We start from the raw sequence: 18,622 nt of genomic DNA on the forward strand, positions 1-18,622 counted from the left end.
GCATTCTTCGGACGCACCACCGCAACGATTACTCCGGCGGTGTGCCGCCCACCGGGCAGCGATCATCACACGGTCTCCGGACGCCCCAACTCGACGGTTGCCGGATCGGCACCCGCGCCGAGTCAACGGTCACCCGGACCGCATCCCGTTCCTGCTCCAGGCAGCTCAGGCAGCGAACACGCGCACGCCGGGCGAGCTGATCGTGGTGCGCAGCGGCATGTTGCCGCTGGAGTTGACGATCTCGCCCTTGGCGTCGGACTGCCCGGACGCCTCGCTCGACTCGAGCTCCATGGCGTCCATCGCGGCCACGTCGCCTGCCACTTTGTGCAGCAACTCGGACAACGGCAACTCAAGCGCTTCGCAGATCGCGGCGAGCAGCTCGCTGGAGGCTTCCTTCTGTCCGCGTTCGACCTCGGAGAGGTAGCCCAGGCTGACCCGAGCAGACCGCGAGACTTCCCGCAGCGTGCGCCGCTGGTTCGTGCGGGCATGACGTAGCCGGTCACCGATCGCCTCGCGCAACAGCACGGCCATCGCGAGCCTCCTCTCCGCTCGGTCCGAATCCCCCCTGCGGTGGTTCCACCGTACCCACAGGGATCATCGGGCCGCACAACATCGAGCGAACTTCCGCCAAGGGCGAACGTCACCAGTCGTTGATGACAACGCGTTCACTGGGAAAGATGTTCCCCGAGTAGCCGCAATGCATGCTCGATCGTGGCTTGCCGCACAGCGGACCGGTCGCCGGACAGCTGCAGGCGCCGCGCCGAGGTGCTGTCCGGTCCGGCGAGACCCACGTAGACCGTCCCTGCCGGGATACCGTCGGCCGGCCCCGGCCCCGCCACACCGGTGAGCCCGATGCCCCAGTCCGCCTGGCATTTCGTGCGCGCCCCGGCAGCAAGACACTTCGCGACGTCGCCATCCACGGCACCGACGCGTTCCAGCAGCTCACGCGGAACGTCGGCAAGCCGGATCTTGAGCTCGTCGGTGTAGACGATCAGCCCGCCGCGCACCACGTCACTCGCCCCGGGAACCGAGGTCAACTCCGCACAGAGTCCACCGCCGGTGAGTGATTCCGCGGTGGCCACCGTCTCACCCCGGGCACGAAGGCGCTCGATGACCACGGCCGCCAGCTCGTTCACCGGACCGCTCCCCCTACTTGCCGACCTTCTGGCCGACCACGCGCAACCGCAACGCCCGGACCACGTAGTCGATGCCGGTGGCGACGGTGAGCAGCACGGCAAGCCCCATCAGCACCCACCGCACCGGGTCCACGGCGTCCGGCAGCGGCAGCAGGTAGACCACGATGGCCACGATCTGGGTCATGGTCTTCCACTTACCGCCCCGGCTGGCCGGGATGACGCCGTAACGGATGACCCAGAACCGCAGCAGCGTCACGCCCAGTTCCCGCGCGGCGATGGTCAGCGTGACCCACCACGGCAGCTCGCCCAGGATGCTCAGCCCGACCAGCGCCGAGCCGGTCAGCGCCTTGTCCGCGATCGGATCGGCGATCTTGCCGAAGTCGGTGATCAGGCCGTACTTGCGGGCCACCCAGCCGTCGATCTGATCGGTCAGCGACGCCACGGCGAACAGCACGGTGGCGACCAACCGCCAGCCCAGGTGGTAGTCGCCGTCCGGCTCGCTCCCCGCGAACAGCGCGACCAGGAACACCGGCACCATGACCATCCGGAAGATGGTCAGCAGATTCGCCACGTTCAGCATCGGCACCGTGACGGCATCCGACGACGGCGCGGACGCCGTCGCGGGGGTACCGGTCTCCGGCTGCGGCCGTTCGGCGTCCGGAACCTCGCCAGCCTTGCTCACCCGTCGTTCACGACCTCTCGGCCGGTGCTTGCGGCCCGATGAGCCGGACCTTCAGGTCGACCCCCTCGGACTCGACCACTTCACCCAACACCATGGCGCCCGGTCGGATCTCCGCCAGCTCCGGCCCGCCGTGCAGCAGGCACTCGCCGTCATCCGGCCCTTGGTGCGCGGCCCGGCCGACCGGCACGCCGTCCTCCACGCGATCGACCAGCACCTCGACCGTGCGGCCGACCCGCTCCTCGGCCCGCTGCGCGGTCAGGTGCTCGACCAGGTCCAGGATGCGCTGTACACGCTCCTCGATCACCTGCTGCTCGAGCTTGCCGTCGAACTGCTCGGCCTCCGTGCCGTCCTCGTCGGAGTAGCCGAACACACCGACCACGTCCAGCCGGGCCTCGGTCAGGAAGCGCTCGAGCTCGCCGATGTCGTCCTCGGTCTCACCGGGGAATCCGACGATGACGTTGGTGCGGATGCCCGCCTCCGGTTCGTAGGCGCGCACCTGCTCGATCAGCGACAGAAACGTCTCGGTCGAGCCGAACCGGCGCATGCGTCGCAGGACGGAAGCGCTCGCGTGCTGGAACGACAGGTCGAAGTACGGCACCACGCCCGCGGTGGACGCGATCACCTTCACCAGGTCCGGCCGGGTCTCCGCGGGCTGCAAGTACGACACCCGCACCCGCCGGATCCCGTCGACCTCCGCCAACCTCGGCAACAGTTCCTCCAGCGCGCGGCCCGCACCCCGCCCGAGGTCCTTGCCGTAGGAGGTGGAGTTCTCGCTGACCAGGTACAGCTCCTTGACGCCCTGCTCGGCCAGCCAGGTGGCCTCGGTGACCAGCTCGTCGGGATGCCGGGAGACGAACGACCCGCGGAACGACGGGATGGCGCAGAACGAGCAGCGCCGGTCGCACCCCGAGGCGATCTTCAGCGCCGCGGTCGGCGACGAGCTCAGTCGCTGGCGCGCGCTCGGCAGCCAGCCGTGCCCGGGAACCGTCACCGACGAGCTGGCCTGCTGGCGCGCCACCGGCGACAGCGGCAGCAGCTGGCGTCGATCCGACGGCGTGTGCGCGGCGATCTTGCGGCCGTTCAGCACGTCGTCGAGCCGCTCGCCGAGTTGCGGGTAGTGGTCGAAACCGAGGACGGCGTCCGCCTCCGGCATGCTCTCGGCCAGCTCGGCGCCGTACCGCTCGGCCATGCAGCCGACCGCCACGACCTTCTTGCCGGTGTCCGCGGCGGCCAGCAGCGTGTCCACCGAGTCCTTTTTCGCCGACTCCACGAAACCGCAGGTGTTCACCACCACCACGTCGGCCTCGTCGGCGTCGTCGGACAGTTCCCAGCCTTCGGCGCGCAGCCGTCCGGCCAGCTCTTCGGAGTCGACCTCGTTACGCGCACAGCCCAGGGTCACGAGCGTGACGCGGCGGCCGGCGGCATTGTCGGCTGGTGTGGTGGGATTCGACACAGGCTTCAGGGTAGCTGGCGCTAGATTGAGCGCGTGCAGGATTCCTCACCAGCGAAGCCGCAATCGGAAGTCGTCGTCATCCGCAAGGCCCGCATCGCCGACGTTCCCCAGATCAAGGCCTTGATCGATTCGTACGCCGGACGCGTGCTGCTGGAGCGCGAGCTGGTGACCCTGTACGAGGACGTCCAGGAGTTCCACGTCGCCGAGCAGGCCTCCGACGGGCGACTGCTCGGCTGTGGCGCGCTGCACGTGCTGTGGGAGGACCTGGCGGAGATCCGCTCGGTCGCGGTCGACCGCTCGGCGCGGCGGCGCGGCATCGGGGACGCGCTGGTCACCGAGTTGATCAAGACCGCCAAGGAGCTCGGCCTGCCACGCATCTTCGTGCTGACGTTCGAGACGAAATTCTTCGGCAAGCACGGGTTCCGGGAGATCAAGGGGACACCGGTGCCGCCCGAGGTGTACGAGGAGATGCGCCGCTCCCCCGACCCGGGCGTCGCGGAGTTCCTCGACCTGCCTTACGCCAAGCCCAACACGTTGGGCAACACGCGGATGCTGCTCGAGCTGTAGGAAGCCGGCGAGCTGCGCGCGTTCCCCGCCGAGGTGTGGTCGACGGCCGGAACTCGCGCACGGCCGCCACGACCAGGCTGCGATCGACGTCCAGCCCACCGGTGCAGGGGTGTCGGGCGTGCCGGCGACCAGGCTGTCAGTCCTCGGGCGCGTCGCCGCGGATCATCGCCAGCGCGTCGTCCAGGTCCTCCGGCTTCACCAGCACCTCGCGTGCCTTCGACCCCTCCGACGGCCCGACGATGTTGCGCGACTCGAGCAGGTCCATCAACCGGCCCGCCTTGGCGAAGCCGACCCGGAGCTTGCGCTGCAGCATCGAGGTCGAGCCGAACTGGGACGTGATGACCAGCTCCGCCGCCTGCAACAGGATGTCCAGGTCGTCGCCGATGTCGGAGTCGACCTCGCGCTTCTCGGCGGCCTTGGCCTGCGTGACACCCTCGGTGTAGCTCGGCTCCGCCTGCTCCTTGGTGAAGTTGACGACCGCGGCGATCTCGTCGTCGTCGACGTAGGCGCCCTGCAACCGGATCGGCTTGGACGCACCCATCGGCAGGTACAGTGCGTCGCCCATCCCGATCAGCTTCTCGGCGCCCGGCTGATCCAGGATGACGCGTGAATCGGTCAGCGACGACGTGGCGAACGCCAGCCGGGACGGCACGTTCGTCTTGATCAGGCCGGTGACCACGTCCACCGACGGTCGCTGGGTGGCCAGCACCAGGTGGATACCGGCCGCCCGCGCCTTCTGGGTGATCCGCACGATCGCGTCCTCCACGTCGCGCGGCGCGGTCATCATCAAGTCGGCCAGCTCGTCGACGATGGCCATGATGTACGGATACGGGCGGTACTCCCGCTCGCTGCCCGGCGGCGCGGTGATCTCGCCCTTGCGAACCTTCCGGTTGAAGTCGTCGATGTGCCGCACCCGGGACGCCTGCATGTCCTGGTAGCGCTGCTCCATCTCCTCCACCAGCCAGGCCAGCGCGGCAGCGGCCTTCTTCGGCTGGGTGATGATCGGCGTGATCAGGTGCGGGATGCCCTCGTACGGGGTCAGCTCGACCATCTTCGGGTCGATCAGGATCATCCGCACCTCGTCCGGCGTCGCCCTGGTCAGCAACGACACCAGCAGCGAGTTGACGAAGCTGGACTTACCGGAACCGGTCGAACCGGCGACCAGCAGGTGCGGCATCTTCGTCAGGTTCGCCGTGACCATGTGGCCTTCGATGTCCTTGCCGAGGCCCATCACCATCGGGTGCGGATCCTTGGCCGCGGTCGGCGACCGCAACACGTCGCCCAGCCGCACCAGCTCACGGTCGGAGTTGGGCACCTCGATACCGACCGCGGACTTGCCGGGGATCGGCGCGAGCAGCCGCACGTTGTCGGTGGCCGCCGCGTAGGCGATGTTCTTGGTCAGCGCGGTGATCTTCTCGACCTTCACACCGGGACCGAGCTCGACCTCGTAGCGGGTCACCGTCGGACCGCGGGTGAAACCGGTGACCTGGGCGTCGATCGAGAACTGATCCAGCACGCCGGTGATCGCCTCGATCATCGCGTCGTTGGCCTTGCTGCGCGCCTTCGGCGGGTCCCCCAACGTCAGCAACTTCGGCGGCGGGAGCTGGTAATCGCCCTCCACCGTGCGGATGACCGACAGCGCGGGCTCCTGCTTGGCCGGCTTCTGCTCCTTCGGCTGCACCCGGCTGACCGGCGCGGTCTGCGGCGCCGCCTGCGGCTCCGTCTCGTCGGCCTGCGCGGCCTGCCTGCGCCGGGCGGGCTTGCGCAGCCGGACGTCACGACGGGTGGCCAGCTCCTCCTCGCGGGCGCGCTGCAACTCCTCCTGTTCGGCCCGCTCCTGCTCGGCGAACTCGAGTTCTTCCTCGGTCAGGCCCCAGTTGCGCAGCCGCTCCGGGATCTGCCGGACGGACGTGCCGGTGAACACCAGCAGGCCCCACGCACCGGCCAGCATCAACAGTGGCACGGCCACCCACGACGTGACGCCCTGCGCCAGCAGGTCACCGGAGAACCAGCCGACCCAGCCGCCTGCGAACTGCACGCCCTCCAGGTCCTGCGGGCGGGCGCTGAAGATGTGCAGCAGACCCAGCCCGGCCAGCGTGGTCATCAGCGTGCCGATGACCATCCGGGGGCGGGTTTCCGGACGCGGTTCGCTGCGCATCAACGCGATACCGGTGACGATCAGCGCCAGCGGGACGATCACCGCGCCTGCGCCGACCACCGTGCGGAAGCCGATCTCGACCCACAGTCCGACCGGGCCGGCCGCGCGGGCCCACACTCCCACCGCGGTGACCAGCGCGATCGCGATGAGACCGAGCGCGAGTCCGTCGCGGCGATGCTCCGGCTCCAGATCACGACTGCGGCCGACCGCCCGCGCCGCCGCACCGACGGTGCGCGCCACCACGGTCCAGGTGCCTCTGATCAGAGCGCCGAGCGCGCTGGACGACTGTTTACGGGCGGGTGATCGGCGCGCCGACGAGGAGCGCGCGGCTGGCCGGCGAGCAGAGCTCCGCTTACGCGTCGCCGTGCTGCGGCCGGACTTACGGCCCTTGGTCACCGTGCCCATACCCCCACGGTAGCTCGATCATCACTCCAGCCACATGCGCCACTCGCGTACCGGGCCACAGTTTTCGCGGACTCCGCTTCAACCGGCGCGCGGCCCATGCCATGCTTGGCGCCCATGGTGGGTATACGCAGAGTCGGCATCGGCCAGGGACGCCGGTCATGGGCGTATCAGCGTACTCCGCAAGTCTGGAAAAGCATGCTTACCACGTCCGTGGGCGTGGTGAACGGGATGGGCCGGCTCAAGGTCAGCGGCACCATCCCGAACGAACTGCGCGGCCGCTCACTGCTGATGGCCGCCAACCACATCGGGGTCTTCGACGCGATCGTGTTGATGGCCGCCTGCCGTCGCATCGGAATCGCGCCCCGCTTCATGCTCGCCGGCGGCCTGCTGGACGCCCCGGTGCTGGGGCCTGCGCTGCGGGCGAGCGGGCACCTGCGGGTGGACCGGCAGGACAGCATGAGCGCGATCGAGCAGTTCGCCGCGGCGGTCAAGCAGCTGCGCGAGGCCGATGTGCCGTTGATCGTCTATCCGGAGGGCCGGATCAGCCACGACCCCGGCCTGTGGCCCGAGCGCGGCAAGACCGGCGCCGCCCGGCTCGCCCTGTCCGCCGGTGTTCCGGTCGTGCCGATCAGCCAGTGGGGCGCGCACGAAGCCGTCTACTGGGGTACCGAGACCGTCAACGGCATCGCGGACGTGATCCCGCTGGTGCGCTCCGGCATCACCTCGCCGCTGCGCCGACCGACCTTCAAGGTGCACTTCGGCGACCCGATCGACTTCAGCGACCTCGACCCGAGCCAGCCAGGTGCGGGTATGAAGGCGCACACCCGCATCATGCGCGCCATCACCGAGAACCTGATCCCGTTGCGCCGCGACGAACCGGTGCGGCCACGCTTCCACGACCCCACCCGGCCGACCGACAGCGTCAGCCCGTGGAAACCGGACTTCGCCCGATGACACGTCAAGCGGCCCGGCCGGTGACGACCGGCCGGGCCGCTTGACGTGCGCTATTTCCTCCGCGAACGCAGGATCGCCGCCAGCCCGAGCGCCACGGCGAGCACCGCCAACACCGGAGCAAGCCGCTTGAGCATCGGCACGCCGGCCACCTGCAGCAGGTTCAAGGCTTCCGGCTCCGCCTGCGACGACTCGGATTGCGCCGGTGGCGCGTTCTCCCGCTCGGCCGACGACTGCGCCTGCGTCTCACCGCCGCCGCTTGCTTGCGCCTGCTCACTTGCCGGCTGCTCCGACGACTCCTGCGCGGAACCGCTGCCCGCCAGCTCCACTCCGAGGTTCTTCGCGAACTCGCCGAGCAAGCGCCCACCGACCTCGGAGATCAGCCCCCGGCCGAACTGCGCCGGGCGACCGGTGACCTTCAGCTCGCTGACCACCTCGCCGCGGGTGCCACCGTCGGCCTCGGTCAGCGTGACGGTGGCCGACCCGGACGCGGTGCCCGCGCCCCGGACGTCCTTGCCCGCCGCCTTGATCACCAGCTTCTTGGCCTGCTCGTCCTTGTCGACGTACGAGCCCTTGCCCTTGTACTTGAGGTTGACCGGCCCCAGCTTGACCTGCACGGTCGCGGAGAAGTCGTCCCCGTCGACCTCGTTGAGCGTGGCGCCGGGCATGCACGGTGCCACCCGATGCGGGTCGAGCAGGGCCTGCCACACCTCCTCGAGCGGAGCGTCGACGGTGAACTCGTGGTTCAACTGCATGCCGCGGTCACCGCTCGTTCGGTCAGGACCTTCGCCAGGTGTTCGCGGTACTCGGCGTCCGCGTTGCCGTCGGAGGTGGGCAATGTGCCGTCCACGGCGTGGCTCGCCGCGGCCTTGATCACCTCGGCGGTCGCCTGCTGCCCGACGAGCGCCTGCTCCACCGCCCTGGCCCGGACCGGCACCGACGACATGTTCGTCAGCCCCACCCGGGCTTCGGCGATCGTGCCGCCGTCGACCCGGCACGCCGCGGCCACACCACAGATCGACCACGCCTGGGCGACGCGGTTGAACTTCTCGTAGTGCGCCCGCCAGCCGGTGTACTTCGGCACCTTGACCTCGAGCAGCAGCTCGCCCGGCCGCAGCGCGGTGGTGAAGTAGTCGACGAAGAACTCGCTCGCCGGTATCTCGTGCCTGCCGTCCATGCCGGCCACCACGAACACCGCGTCCAGCGCCAACGCGGGTGCCAGCAGGTCACCCGCCGGGTCGGCGTGCGCCAGCGCGCCACCGAACGTGCCGAGATGCCGCACCTGCGGGTCCGCGACCGTCTCGGTCGCCAGTGCGATCAGCAACGCGTGGTCGCGCACCAGCTGGTTCTTCTGCACCTCGTGGTGCGGGGTCGCCGCGCCGATCACCAGATGATCGCCTTCGTCCCGGATCCCCTTCAGTTCCGGGATCCGGCCGATGTCGATGATCTTCGACGGCGCGGCCAGCCGCATCCGCAGCACCGGCAGCAGGCTCTGCCCGCCCGCCAGCACCTTGGCGTCCTCGCCTGCGTCGTGCAGCTCACGAACCGCGTCGTCCACCGAGGCGGGAACTACGTAGTCGAATGCCGCGGGAATCACTGGGCACCTCCAGACGCGTCGATCGAGCCGAGACCGCCGCCGGCTTCGTCGCCGGGCCCGCCCGCCGCGCGCTCACCGGTGTGGATGGCCTTCCACACCCGCATCGGCGTGCAGGGCATTTCGATGTCGTTCACGCCGTAGTGGCGTACCGCGTCGACGATCGCATTCACCACGGCAGGCGTGGACGCGATCGTGCCCGCTTCCCCGACACCCTTGGCACCCAGCGGGTTGGTGGTCGCCGGGGTCTCGGTGCGGTCGGTGGTGAACGAGGGCAGATCCGCCGCCGACGGCAGCAGGTAGTCGGCGAACGTGCCGGTGGTCAACGTGCCGGACTCGTCGTGCACCGCCTCCTCGAACAGCGCCTGCGCGATGCCTTGAGCCAGGCCACCGTGCACCTGACCTTCCACGATCAGCGGGTTGACCACCACGCCGACGTCGTCGACGGACACATACGAGCGGATCTTGGTCTGCCCCGTCTCGGTGTCGACCTCGACCGCGCACAAGTGCGTCCCGTGCGGGAACGAGAAGTTCTCCGGGTCGAACGTCGCCTCGGAGTCCAGGCTCGCCTCCATCCCGTCCGGCAGGTCGTGCGCGACGTGCGCGTGCAGCGCCACCGACTGGATGTCGGTCGACTTGTCCGTCCCACGCACCTTGAGCTTGCCGCCGGAGAACTCGACGTCGTCCTCGCTGCACTCGAGCATGTGCGCCGCGAGCTTGCGGGCCTTCTCGACCACCCGGTCGGCCGCCATCACCAACGCGGTGCCGCCGACCGCCAGCGAGCGTGACCCGTACGAGTCCATGCCCTTGTGCGAGGACTGCGTGTCACCGTGCAGGACCTCGACGTCCTCGAACGGCACGCCCAGCCGGTCCGCCACGATCTGACTCCACGCCGTCTCGTGACCCTGGCCGTGCGGCGAGGTCCCGGTGATCACTTCCACCTTGCCGGTGGGCAGCATCCGGATCGACGCGTGCTCCCAGCCACCGGCGGCGTAGCGCAGCGCGCCGAGCACCCGCGACGGCGCCAGCCCGCACATCTCGGTGTAGGTCGACACACCGATGCCCAGCTGCACCTTGTCGCCGCGCTCGCGACGCTCGCGCTGCTCCTGACGCAGCGCGTCGTAGCCGAACAGCTCCAGCGCCTTGGCCGTCGCGGCCTCGTAGTTGCCCGAGTCGTAGGTCAGCCCGGCCACCGTGGTGAACGGGAACTCCTCGTGCTTGATCCAGTTCTGCTGGCGCAGCTCGATCGGGTCACGGCCCAGCTCGGCGGCCAGCTCGTCCATCATCCGCTCGATGCCGAACGTGGCCTCCGGACGGCCCGCACCCCGGTAGGCGTCCGTCGGGGTCTTGTTCGTGAACACGTTGGTGCACTCGAACCGGTAGGCGTCCATCTTGTAGATCGCGTTGAACATGAACGCCCCGAGGATCGGCACGCCGGGCGACACCAGCCGCAGGTAGGCACCCATGTCGGCGAGCAGCTCGACCTTGAGGCCCTTGAGCGTGCCGTCCGACGACGCGGCCAGCGTGATCTTCTGGATCTGGTCCCTGCCGTGGTGGGCCGACTGCATCGACTCCGAACGGGACTCGGTCCACTTCACCGGCTTGCCCAGCTTGCGCGCCAGCAGGAACGTGATGATCTCCTCCGGCGTCACCTGCAGCTTGCCGCCGAAGCCCCCACCGACGTCCGGTGCGATGACCCGCACCTTGGTCTCCGGCACCCCGGTCACCGCGGAGATCATCCACTTCAGGATGTGCGGGATCTGGGTCGCCGACCACACGGTGATCTGCTCACCGGTCGGGTCGACGAGCACCGACCGCGGCTCCATGAACGCCGGGATCAGCCGCTGCTGCCGGAACGTCCGCTCCAGTACCACGTCGGCCTGCGCGATCGCGTCGTCGATCGCGCCACCACTGCCGGCTTCCGCCGAGTCGTACACCCAGGTGGCGGACTTGTTCGTGCCCAGATCAGGGTGCACCAGGTCGGCACCGTCGGCGATCGCCTCGGTCATGTCCAGCACGACCGGCAGCTCGTCGTACTCCACGTCGATGGCTTCCAGCGCGTCGACGGCCTCGGCCGCCGAGCGCGCCACCACCGCGGCCACCACTTCGCCGGCGAAGTTGACTTCGCCGACCGCCATCGCGGGCGCCTCCGGCGCCTTCATGTCCTCGGTGATCGGCCAGGCACACGGCAGGCTGCCCTGTTCCTCGGCGATGTCGGCGCCGGTCACCACGGCCAGCACGCCGGGCATCTTCCGCGCCGCGTCGGCGTCGATGCTGGTGATCCTGGCGTGTGCCACGGGGCTGCGCAGCAACGCCATGTGCAGCATCCCGGGCAGCGTCAGGTTGTCGGTCCACCGGGTCCGGCCGGTGATCAGTCGCGCGTCCTCCTTGCGCCTGCGGGCGCGCCCCACCTCCGGTTCGGCAACAGCGGTCATGACTGCGACACCTCCGAGGGCATGCTCGCGGTGACGGGCTCTTGCGGCACATCGGCCTGCCGTGCCGCCGACGGCATCTGCTCGGCGGCCGCCCGGACCGCCTTGACGATGTTCTGGTACCCGGTGCACCGGCACAGGTTGCCCTCGAGGCCGGAGCGCACCTCGTCCTCGTCCGGGTCCGGGTTCTCCTTCAGCAGGTCGAGCGCCTGCATGATCATCCCGGGCGTGCAGAAGCCGCATTGCAGTGCATGGTTGTCGTGGAACGCCTGCTGCAGCGGATGCAGTTCACCATCGTCGGCCAAGCCCTCGATGGTGGTGATTTCCCGCCCGTCGGCCTGCACCGCCAACACGGAACAGGACTTCACGCTCTGCCCGTCCAGGTGGACGGTGCAGGCGCCGCAGTTGCTGGTGTCACAGCCGACGACGGTGCCTACCTTGCCCAGCCGCTCGCGCAGGTACTGCACCAGCAGCATGCGGGGCTCTACCTCGTCGGTATAGGAGGTTCCGTCGACAGTGGTGGTGATGCGCATGGGGCCTCCAGCTCGGTCGTGGATGCACCCAACGGGACTTCAGATCGTCGGGAGCCGACGGCAGCTCACCGCGTGCCGGTGATCGCCGTCACACATCTGAGGATGGCTGGCCGGCGGCCGTACCGCAAGGTCACATTTTGATCACTACGCCGATGAGTGGATCGGCCCGGAAACCTCCGTCAATCGCCTGCCGTCGCCGCCCCAGCGCAAAGAGATGATCTCCGCGGCGATCGACACCGCGGTCTCCTCCGGGGTGCGCGCGCCGAGATTCAGCCCGATAGGTGAAGCCAGCCCCTTCAGTTCGTCGTCGGTCATCCCAGCCTCCCGCAGGCGGGCCAGCCGGTCCTCGTGGGTCCGGCGGGACCCCATCGCGCCCACGTAGCCGAGCTTGGACCGCAGCGCCACCTGCAGAACGGGGACGTCGAACTTCGGGTCGTGCGTCAGCACCGTGACGGCGGTGCGCTCATCCACTCGCCCGGCGTCGACCTCCGCCTCCAGGTAGCGGTGCGGCCAGTCGACGACCACCTCGTGCGCGTCCGGGAACCGCGACTTGGTCGCGAAGACCGGCCTGGCGTCGCACACCGTGACCCGGTAGCCGAGCAGCGCCCCGACCTGCACCATCGCCCTGGCGAAGTCGATCGCACCGAACACCAGCATGCGCGGCGGCGGCTCGAAGGCGTTGACGAACACCGACATGCCTTCCCCACGGCGCTGGCCGTCCGGGCCGTAGTGCAGCGTGTCGCTCCGGCCGGATGCCAGCAGACCGCGCGCGTCGTCGGTGACCGCGTCGTTGGCGCGCGCGCTGCCCAGGTCGCCGGTGGCCCGGTCCGGCCAGATCACCCGGCGGGCACCGACCCGCGCCGGGTCGGGGTGCTCGATGACCGTGGCCACCGCGACCGGGTGGTTCGCCCGTACCGACTCGACGACGTCGCCCAGCTCCGGGAAATCCTCCCTGGACATCCGGTCGACGTAGATGTCGATGATGCCGCCACAGGTCAGTCCGACCGCGAACGCGTCGTCGTCGGAGACGCCGTAGCGCTGCAACACCGGACTTCCGTCGGCGATGACCTGCTGCGCCAGGTCGTAGACGGCACCTTCCACACACCCACCGGACACGCTGCCTGCGACCGTGCCGTCCTCGGCGACCAGCATGGACGCACCGGGCGGGCGCGGCGCCGAGGAGAACGTCGCCACCACCGTGCCGACCCCGACCTTCTCCCCCCGCTGCCAATGCTCATGCAGCTCATCCAGAACGTCGCGCATCGCGCATCACCTGCATCAGTCGTTCCAACGTGGCCAGGCTGTGCCCGGCCAGCAACTTGTCCACGTGCGGCAATGCGGCTGCGATGCCGGACTGCACCGGTGCGTAGCCGTCTTTTCCCGCGTGGGGATTTATCCAGAATACGGCGTGAGCGAGCCGCCGGAGCCGGGCAACTTGCTCACCCAACAGCGTGGGATCGCCGCGCTCCCACCCGTCGGAGAAGATCGCCACGATCGCCGAGCGCGCGGTGCCGCGCTGGCCCCACCGGTCGAGGAACGCCTGCAGCGTCTCGCCCAGCCTGGTGCCACCGGCGAAGTCCGGCACCGCCTTGCCTGCTGCGGCCATGGCTTGGTCCGGGTCCCGCTGCCGAAGCTGGCGGGTGACCCGGGTCAGGCGGGTGCCGATGGTGAAGACCTCCACCGCGCCGGGCATCCGGCACGACATCGCGTGCGCGAACCGGATCAACGCGTCGGCGTAGGGCTGCATCGAGCCGGAGACGTCGATGAGCAGCACCACGCGGCGCGGTTTGACCGACCGCGACCGGTGTCGCAACACCGCGGGCTCTCCCCCGGCGGCGAGCATCGCGCGGACCGTGCGGCGGGTGTCGAGTCCTCCCCGGCGTGCCGGCCGCTGCCGGACCGCCCGGCGCTCCGGCGGATCGGGCCGCAGCAACGCGATCAGTTCGCGCAGGTGGGCGCGCTCCTCTGCGGTCAAATCCCCGAGGTCGCGGTGCCGCAGCCGCTCGGCCTCGCTCGCGCCCACCCGGTGCACGTCGCCGGACGAGCTCTCCTCATCGTCACCGGGCGTCTGCGGGGTCAACGTCGCGATGGTCGGCTGCCGATGGCGGACGGCTGCGGGCAGTTCGGGTTGTTCTTGCAGGAACCATTGCCGGAAAACCTGGTCGTAGGTGGCGATGTCGTCGGGGTCGCCGCACAACGTGAGACGTCCGGCCCAGTACAGCGCGTCCCGCTGGGCCAGATCGACCGAGCGCACCGCGTCCAGGTAGGCCGTCACGCGATCCATGCTCACCGGCAATCCGGCCGTGCTCAGCGCCCTGGTGAACCCCACCAACCCAGCGAGCACATCTCCACGGCCGTGCTTGCTGCTGGGAGCGTCGACGGCCGGCATACTCACTCCACCAGCAATTCGGCCAGCCCGGCGGCCTGCGCCCGCTCGATGTCCTCGCGGAACTTCAGCACCGCACCCAGCGTGCGGTTGGCCGTCTCGGCATCCAGCACTCCCCCGTCCAGGCACATGAGCGCCCGCGCCCAGTCGAGCGACTCGGCCACCCCGGGCGGCTTGAGCAGCTCCAGCTCGCGCAGTTTCCGCACCGCCGCGGCCACCTGTTCGGCCAGCCGTTGCGAAATGCCCGGCAGCCTGCTGCGCAGAATCTGCACCTCACGCTCCACGCTCGGGTGCCCGACCCAGTGGTACAGGCAGCGACGCTTGAGCGCGTCGTGCAGCTCACGGGTGCGATTCGAGGTCAGGATGACGATGGGGGGATCCTCGGCGCGCACCTCACCGAGCTCGGGAATGCTCACCGCGCTCTCGTCGAGCAGCTGGAGCAGGAAGGCCTCGAACTCGTCGTCGGCCCGGTCGATCTCGTCCACCAGCAGCACGCACCGTTCCTGCAACGCCCGCAGCAGCGGCCGGGCGAGCAGGAACCGGGACGTGTACAGGGACCGCTCGGCCTCGTCGGCGTCGAGCGCACCACCCGATGCTGCTTCCAGTGCGCGCAGGTGCAGCAGTTGACGTGGGAAGTCCCACTCGTAGAGCGCCTGCGCCGCGTCGATGCCCTCGTGGCACTGCAACCTGATCAGCGGCAGCCCGAGCGCCTCCGCCAGCGCGACCGCCAGCGACGTCTTCCCAGCCCCCGGCTCGCCTTCGCACAGCAACGGCCGACGCATGCGGATAGCCAGGAACGCGGCCGTGGCGACGCCGTCGTCGGCCAGGTACCCGGTCGCCGCGAGACGTTCGGCCACCGCGCGGGGGTCGGCCAGATCGATGGGACTCGCAGGGTGAGCGGCTTCGGTCACACCCTGAGGCTACCCGCCTCGCGCCGCCAGGACAGCCGGTCGAGAAGTCACGTGTCCGCCGGGCGGGTGGGCACCGCGCAGCCCGTCTTGATGGGATCGAGCACGAACATCGTGGTCAGCTTGCGGACGTTCTCGTCGGACTCGAACAACCGCTCGGCCAACACCCGCACCTCCGGCAGCCCTCGCGCCGCCAGGATCACCACGTAGTCCCAGACCCCCGAGACGTCGTACACCTGTTGTACCTGCGGCGTGCGTTCCAGCCGGTCGCAGAACTCCTTGCGATGGTCCGGCGACTCCCGCTCGACGGTCACCAGGCACACCGCGAGGACCAGATCGGGAACCTGACTGGTGTCGAGGACGGCGACCTTCCGTTTCAGCAACCCGCTGGCCTTGTAGCCCTCCACCCGGCGCAGCACCGCGCTGGGTGAGAGGCCGACCAGGTCGCCGAGATCGCGCAGCGTGCGGTCGGCGTCGGCCTGCAGGGCTTCCAGCAGTCGGTGGTCGACGTCGTCCAGCGATATCAGCTTGCTCCCCACGCAACAATGTTGCGTAGATCGCTCACATTTTTCAATCGCCGTCGCATCGAGTTTCTCTACTCTCGAAGCGGTAGCCGACAAAACTCGCGCAGGGAGGTCAATCGGGCAATGGGCGCCATGTCGACCGACGAGCATGCGTCCCGGCCAGGCGGCGCGCCCGCTGACGATCGGACGTTCACCCCGCACCCGGGCCGTGGCCTGCTGTTCGTGCTGCTGTCGGCGGTGTTCTTCAGCAGCTCGGGGGTGCTCGCCAAACCGGTCATGCTCGCCGGGATGACGCCGCAGCAGGTCGCCGCGGCGCGGATCGGCGTGGCCGCGCTGATCCTGCTCGTCGGTGTGACGCTCGCCCGGCCGTCCCTGTTGAAGGTGCGCCGCGGGGATTGGCCGCTGCTGGCCGGTTTCGGCCTGCTCGGAGTCGCGGGCGCGCAGCTGATGTACTTCGTCGCCGCGTCGCGGATCCCGGTCGGCGTGGCGATCCTGCTGGAGTTCACCTCGCCGGTGTTGGTCGCGCTCTGGGTGCGGTTCGTCCGCCGGGTGCACATGCCGCGCGCACTTTACGGCGGCGTCGCCCTGGCGATGCTCGGGCTCGCCATGGTTGCCGAGGTGTGGCAAGGACTGCAGCTGGATCTGCTCGGCATGGGCGCCGGCCTGCTGGCCGCCGTCTGCGCGTCCGCCTACTTCCTGCTCGGCGAGCGCGGCATGACGTCCCAGCACCCGCTCGGCATGCTGACCTGGGGTCTGACCTTCGGCGCGATCGCGGTGTGCGCCGTGGCGCCGCCGTGGAGCTGGCCGGCCGAGAAGCTGACCATGACCGTGGAGTTCGGACCGTGGACACCACCCGCCTGGCTGCTGCTCATCTCGGTGGCCGTGGTGTCGACCGTGCTGGCCTACCTGACCGGCTTGATGGCCCTCAAGCACCTGCCCGCGCCGGTGGCCAGCGCGCTCGGCCTGGTCGAGCCGTTGGCGGCGACGGCGCTCGCCTGGGTGCTGATCAACGAGGCGCTGGCGCTCGTCCAGCTGGCGGGTGCGGTCGCCGTGCTGACCGGCGCGACGATCGTGCAGTTGAACTCGCCGGGCAAGGCGCAGCCCGCGGAGCCGCTGCCGGATCCTGACCACTGTGCAGAGCCGGTGCAGGATCAGGACCTCGCCGCCGAACCGGAGCGCCAGGCCTGAGCCCGGGCGACTCAGACGGACAACACGGTCGGCACGATCATCGGACGGCGACGGTACGTCTGAGCCACCCACCGGCCCACGACACGGCGCACGGCTTGCGCGACGCGGTGGGTGTCGGTGATGCCTTCGGCCTCGGTGCGCGACAGCTCCATCTCCACCAGCGGTACCACGGCGTCCAGCGCCTTCGGGTCGTCGGAGAACCCGCGCCCGGAGATGGTCGGTGGGGAGACCGCGCGGCCGGTGTTGTGGTCGATCGCTACGGTGATGGCGATGAAGCCGCCTTCGCCCAGGATCAAGCGATCCGACAGCGTCGACTCCCCCACGTCGCCGACCGACAGCCCGTCGACGTAGACGTGGCCGACCTCGACCCGGCCGGTGCGTTCTGCCTTGCCGTCGACGAGGTCGACCACCACACCGTCCTCGGCGATGACCACGTTCTCCGGCGCGACACCGGTCTTCACCGCCAGTTCGGCGTTGGCGCGCAGGTGCTTCCACTCCCCGTGCACCGGCATGACGTTGGACGGCCGCAGCGCGTTGTACAAAAACAGCAGCTCGCCCGCGGAGGCGTGCCCGGACACGTGCACCTTCGCGTTGCCCTGGTGCACCACGTTCGCGCCGAGCCGGGTCAGGGCGTTGATCACGCTGAAGATCGCCGTCTCGTTGCCGGGGATCAGGCTGCTGGCCAGCACGACCGTGTCGCCCGGCCGCAGCGTGATGCTGCGATGGTCGCCGCGCGCCATCCGCGACAGCGCGGACAGCGGCTCGCCCTGCGAGCCCGTCGACACGAACACCACTTGCGTGGCGGGCAGGTTGATCGCCTCGTCGACGTCGATCAGCAGGCCATCGGGCACGTCCAGGAAGCCGAGCTCGGCGGCGATGCCCATGTTGCGCACCATCGAACGGCCGACGAACGCCACCCGGCGCCCGTGCTTGGCGGCGGCGTTGAGCACCTGCTGCACGCGGTGCACGTGCGAGGCGAAGCAGGCGACGATGACCCGCTGTTGCACCTCGGCCAGCACGCGGTCGATCACCGGCCCGATCTCCCGCTCCGGGGTGACGAAGCCGGGGACCTCGGCATTGGTGGAGTCGATGCACAGCAGGTCGACACCCTCGTCACCGAGCCGGGAGAACCCGGCCAGGTCGGTCAGCCTGCCGTCCAGCGGCAGCTGGTCGAGCTTGATGTCCCCGGTGTGCAGCACCAGACCGGCGTCGGTGCGGATGGCCACCGCCAACGCGTCCGGGATCGAGTGGTTGACCGCGAAGAACTCGCACTCGAACGGGCCGATGGTGCGTCTGCCGCCCTCGGCGACCTGGATGAGGTTGGGCCGCTGCTTGTGCTCGCGGCACTTCGCCTCGAGCAACGCCAACGTCAGCCGCGAACCGTACACCGGCAGGTCCGGCCGCAAGCGCAGCAGGAACGGCACCGCTCCGATGTGGTCCTCGTGGCCGTGCGTCAGCACCAGCCCGTCGATGTCGCCGAGGCGGTCCTCGATCGCCCGGAAATCGGGCAGGATCAGGTCCACGCCGGGCTGCTCGTCCTCCGGGAACAGCACCCCGCAGTCGACGATGAGCAGCCGCCCGTCGAACTCGAACACCGTCATGTTCCGGCCGACCTCGCCGATGCCACCGAGGGCGACGACGCGCAGCGCGCCGTCCGGCAAGGGCGGCGGTGGATTGTCGGGCCCAGGCCCGGTTGCCAGCGCTT

At 69.7% G+C, this 18,622-nt stretch carries 17 protein-coding genes; 3 read left to right on the forward strand and 14 right to left on the reverse strand.

Going from position 1 to position 18,622, the window contains the following annotated elements; translation table 11 throughout:
• Nucleotides 1-165 precede the first annotated feature (165 nt).
• The 4 genes from YWM_RS0112510 to rimO all read right to left on the reverse strand — a co-directional run bounded on the left by YWM_RS0112510 (nt 166) and on the right by rimO (nt 3,271).
• A complete protein-coding gene (locus YWM_RS0112510; protein WP_028851018.1) occupies nt 166-531 on the reverse strand; it encodes a helix-turn-helix domain-containing protein in 366 nt (121 codons plus the stop codon).
• A gap of 134 nt (nt 532-665) precedes the next feature.
• On the reverse strand, nt 666-1,136 hold the full coding sequence (locus tag YWM_RS0112515; RefSeq protein WP_028851019.1) for a CinA family protein: 471 nt from the start codon (nt 1,134-1,136) through the stop codon (nt 666-668).
• A gap of 13 nt (nt 1,137-1,149) precedes the next feature.
• A complete protein-coding gene (gene pgsA, locus YWM_RS23435; RefSeq protein ID WP_052344850.1) occupies nt 1,150-1,716 on the reverse strand; it encodes a CDP-diacylglycerol--glycerol-3-phosphate 3-phosphatidyltransferase in 567 nt (188 codons plus the stop codon).
• A gap of 109 nt (nt 1,717-1,825) precedes the next feature.
• Entirely contained in the window at nt 1,826-3,271 is a 1,446-nt protein-coding gene (gene rimO / locus YWM_RS0112525) for a 30S ribosomal protein S12 methylthiotransferase RimO (protein WP_028851020.1), read from the reverse strand.
• 33 nt (nt 3,272-3,304) lie between these two features.
• Here rimO and YWM_RS0112530 point away from each other — a divergent pair, with 33 nt between their 5' ends.
• Nucleotides 3,305-3,838 carry an amino-acid N-acetyltransferase gene (locus tag YWM_RS0112530; RefSeq protein WP_052344839.1) on the forward strand — a complete coding sequence of 178 codons (534 nt, stop codon included), beginning with the start codon at nt 3,305-3,307 and terminating at the stop codon, nt 3,836-3,838.
• 136 nt (nt 3,839-3,974) lie between these two features.
• On the opposite strand, the gene YWM_RS0112535 is transcribed toward YWM_RS0112530, so the two are convergent.
• The gene (locus tag YWM_RS0112535) at nt 3,975-6,401 is read right to left on the reverse strand and encodes an FtsK/SpoIIIE family DNA translocase (RefSeq protein WP_084612368.1); all 2,427 of its coding nucleotides are present in this window, start codon (nt 6,399-6,401) and stop codon (nt 3,975-3,977) included.
• A 195-nt stretch (nt 6,402-6,596) separates the two neighbouring features.
• On the opposite strand from YWM_RS0112535, the gene YWM_RS0112540 reads away from it, so the two are divergent.
• A complete protein-coding gene (locus tag YWM_RS0112540) occupies nt 6,597-7,355 on the forward strand; it encodes a lysophospholipid acyltransferase family protein (RefSeq protein ID WP_084612369.1) in 759 nt (252 codons plus the stop codon).
• 50 nt (nt 7,356-7,405) lie between these two features.
• On the opposite strand, the gene YWM_RS0112545 is transcribed toward YWM_RS0112540, so the two are convergent.
• The 8 genes from YWM_RS0112545 to YWM_RS0112580 all read right to left on the reverse strand — a co-directional run bounded on the left by YWM_RS0112545 (nt 7,406) and on the right by YWM_RS0112580 (nt 15,744).
• Nucleotides 7,406-8,107 (reverse strand): SRPBCC family protein, encoded by a 702-nt coding sequence (locus tag YWM_RS0112545; RefSeq protein ID WP_028851024.1) that lies wholly within the window; start codon nt 8,105-8,107, stop codon nt 7,406-7,408.
• Nucleotides 8,098-8,949, reverse strand: a complete 852-nt coding sequence (locus YWM_RS0112550) for an FAD binding domain-containing protein (protein WP_028851025.1) — start codon at nt 8,947-8,949, stop codon at nt 8,098-8,100. Before YWM_RS0112550 ends, YWM_RS0112545 begins: the two co-directional genes overlap by 10 nt.
• Nucleotides 8,946-11,381 carry a xanthine dehydrogenase family protein molybdopterin-binding subunit gene (locus YWM_RS0112555; RefSeq protein ID WP_028851026.1) on the reverse strand — a complete coding sequence of 812 codons (2,436 nt, stop codon included), beginning with the start codon at nt 11,379-11,381 and terminating at the stop codon, nt 8,946-8,948. Before YWM_RS0112555 ends, YWM_RS0112550 begins: the two co-directional genes overlap by 4 nt.
• Nucleotides 11,378-11,911 carry a (2Fe-2S)-binding protein gene (locus YWM_RS0112560; protein WP_028851027.1) on the reverse strand — a complete coding sequence of 178 codons (534 nt, stop codon included), beginning with the start codon at nt 11,909-11,911 and terminating at the stop codon, nt 11,378-11,380. The genes YWM_RS0112555 and YWM_RS0112560 overlap by 4 nt, the downstream gene beginning before the upstream one ends.
• Nucleotides 11,912-12,055: 144 nt before the next feature.
• Complete coding sequence (locus tag YWM_RS0112565; protein WP_028851028.1) at nt 12,056-13,174, reverse strand: XdhC family protein; 1,119 nt, start codon at nt 13,172-13,174, stop codon at nt 12,056-12,058.
• Nucleotides 13,155-14,300 carry a vWA domain-containing protein gene (locus tag YWM_RS0112570; RefSeq protein WP_052344840.1) on the reverse strand — a complete coding sequence of 382 codons (1,146 nt, stop codon included), beginning with the start codon at nt 14,298-14,300 and terminating at the stop codon, nt 13,155-13,157. Before YWM_RS0112570 ends, YWM_RS0112565 begins: the two co-directional genes overlap by 20 nt.
• A 2-nt stretch (nt 14,301-14,302) precedes the next feature.
• Nucleotides 14,303-15,178, reverse strand: coding sequence for an AAA family ATPase (locus tag YWM_RS0112575; RefSeq protein WP_043660944.1), 876 nt, complete (start codon nt 15,176-15,178; stop codon nt 14,303-14,305).
• A 77-nt stretch (nt 15,179-15,255) separates the two neighbouring features.
• The gene (locus YWM_RS0112580; protein ID WP_245566018.1) at nt 15,256-15,744 is read right to left on the reverse strand and encodes an Lrp/AsnC family transcriptional regulator; all 489 of its coding nucleotides are present in this window, start codon (nt 15,742-15,744) and stop codon (nt 15,256-15,258) included.
• A 117-nt stretch (nt 15,745-15,861) separates the two neighbouring features.
• Here YWM_RS0112580 and YWM_RS23440 point away from each other — a divergent pair, with 117 nt between their 5' ends.
• Nucleotides 15,862-16,917 (forward strand): EamA family transporter, encoded by a 1,056-nt coding sequence (locus YWM_RS23440; RefSeq protein WP_052344853.1) that lies wholly within the window; start codon nt 15,862-15,864, stop codon nt 16,915-16,917.
• 11 nt (nt 16,918-16,928) lie between these two features.
• On the opposite strand, the gene YWM_RS0112590 is transcribed toward YWM_RS23440, so the two are convergent.
• Nucleotides 16,929-18,617: a ribonuclease J gene (locus tag YWM_RS0112590; RefSeq protein ID WP_028851032.1), complete on the reverse strand. Its 1,689-nt coding sequence runs from the start codon at nt 18,615-18,617 to the stop codon at nt 16,929-16,931.
• Between the last annotated feature and the right edge of the window lie 5 nt (nt 18,618-18,622).

The organism is Thermocrispum municipale DSM 44069 (assembly GCF_000427825.1).
GTDB classification, from domain to species: Bacteria; Actinomycetota; Actinomycetes; order Mycobacteriales; family Pseudonocardiaceae; genus Thermocrispum; species Thermocrispum municipale.

What these genes read in the sequence shown, in the direction of transcription:
- YWM_RS0112510 (WP_028851018.1), bottom strand. Translation starts at nt 531, where the DNA reads ATGGCCGTGCTGTTGCGCGAGGCGATCGGTGACCGGCTACGTCATGCC.
- pgsA (WP_052344850.1), bottom strand. Translation starts at nt 1,716, where the DNA reads ATGCTGAACGTGGCGAATCTGCTGACCATCTTCCGGATGGTCATGGTG.
- YWM_RS0112535 (WP_084612368.1), bottom strand. Translation starts at nt 6,401, where the DNA reads ATGGGCACGGTGACCAAGGGCCGTAAGTCCGGCCGCAGCACGGCGACG.
- YWM_RS0112540 (WP_084612369.1), top strand. Translation starts at nt 6,597, where the DNA reads ATGCTTACCACGTCCGTGGGCGTGGTGAACGGGATGGGCCGGCTCAAG.
- YWM_RS0112545 (WP_028851024.1), bottom strand. Translation starts at nt 8,107, where the DNA reads ATGCAGTTGAACCACGAGTTCACCGTCGACGCTCCGCTCGAGGAGGTG.
- YWM_RS0112555 (WP_028851026.1), bottom strand. Translation starts at nt 11,381, where the DNA reads ATGACCGCTGTTGCCGAACCGGAGGTGGGGCGCGCCCGCAGGCGCAAG.
- YWM_RS0112560 (WP_028851027.1), bottom strand. Translation starts at nt 11,911, where the DNA reads ATGCGCATCACCACCACTGTCGACGGAACCTCCTATACCGACGAGGTA.
- YWM_RS0112565 (WP_028851028.1), bottom strand. Translation starts at nt 13,174, where the DNA reads ATGCGCGACGTTCTGGATGAGCTGCATGAGCATTGGCAGCGGGGGGAG.
- YWM_RS0112570 (WP_052344840.1), bottom strand. Translation starts at nt 14,300, where the DNA reads ATGCCGGCCGTCGACGCTCCCAGCAGCAAGCACGGCCGTGGAGATGTG.
- YWM_RS23440 (WP_052344853.1), top strand. Translation starts at nt 15,862, where the DNA reads ATGTCGACCGACGAGCATGCGTCCCGGCCAGGCGGCGCGCCCGCTGAC.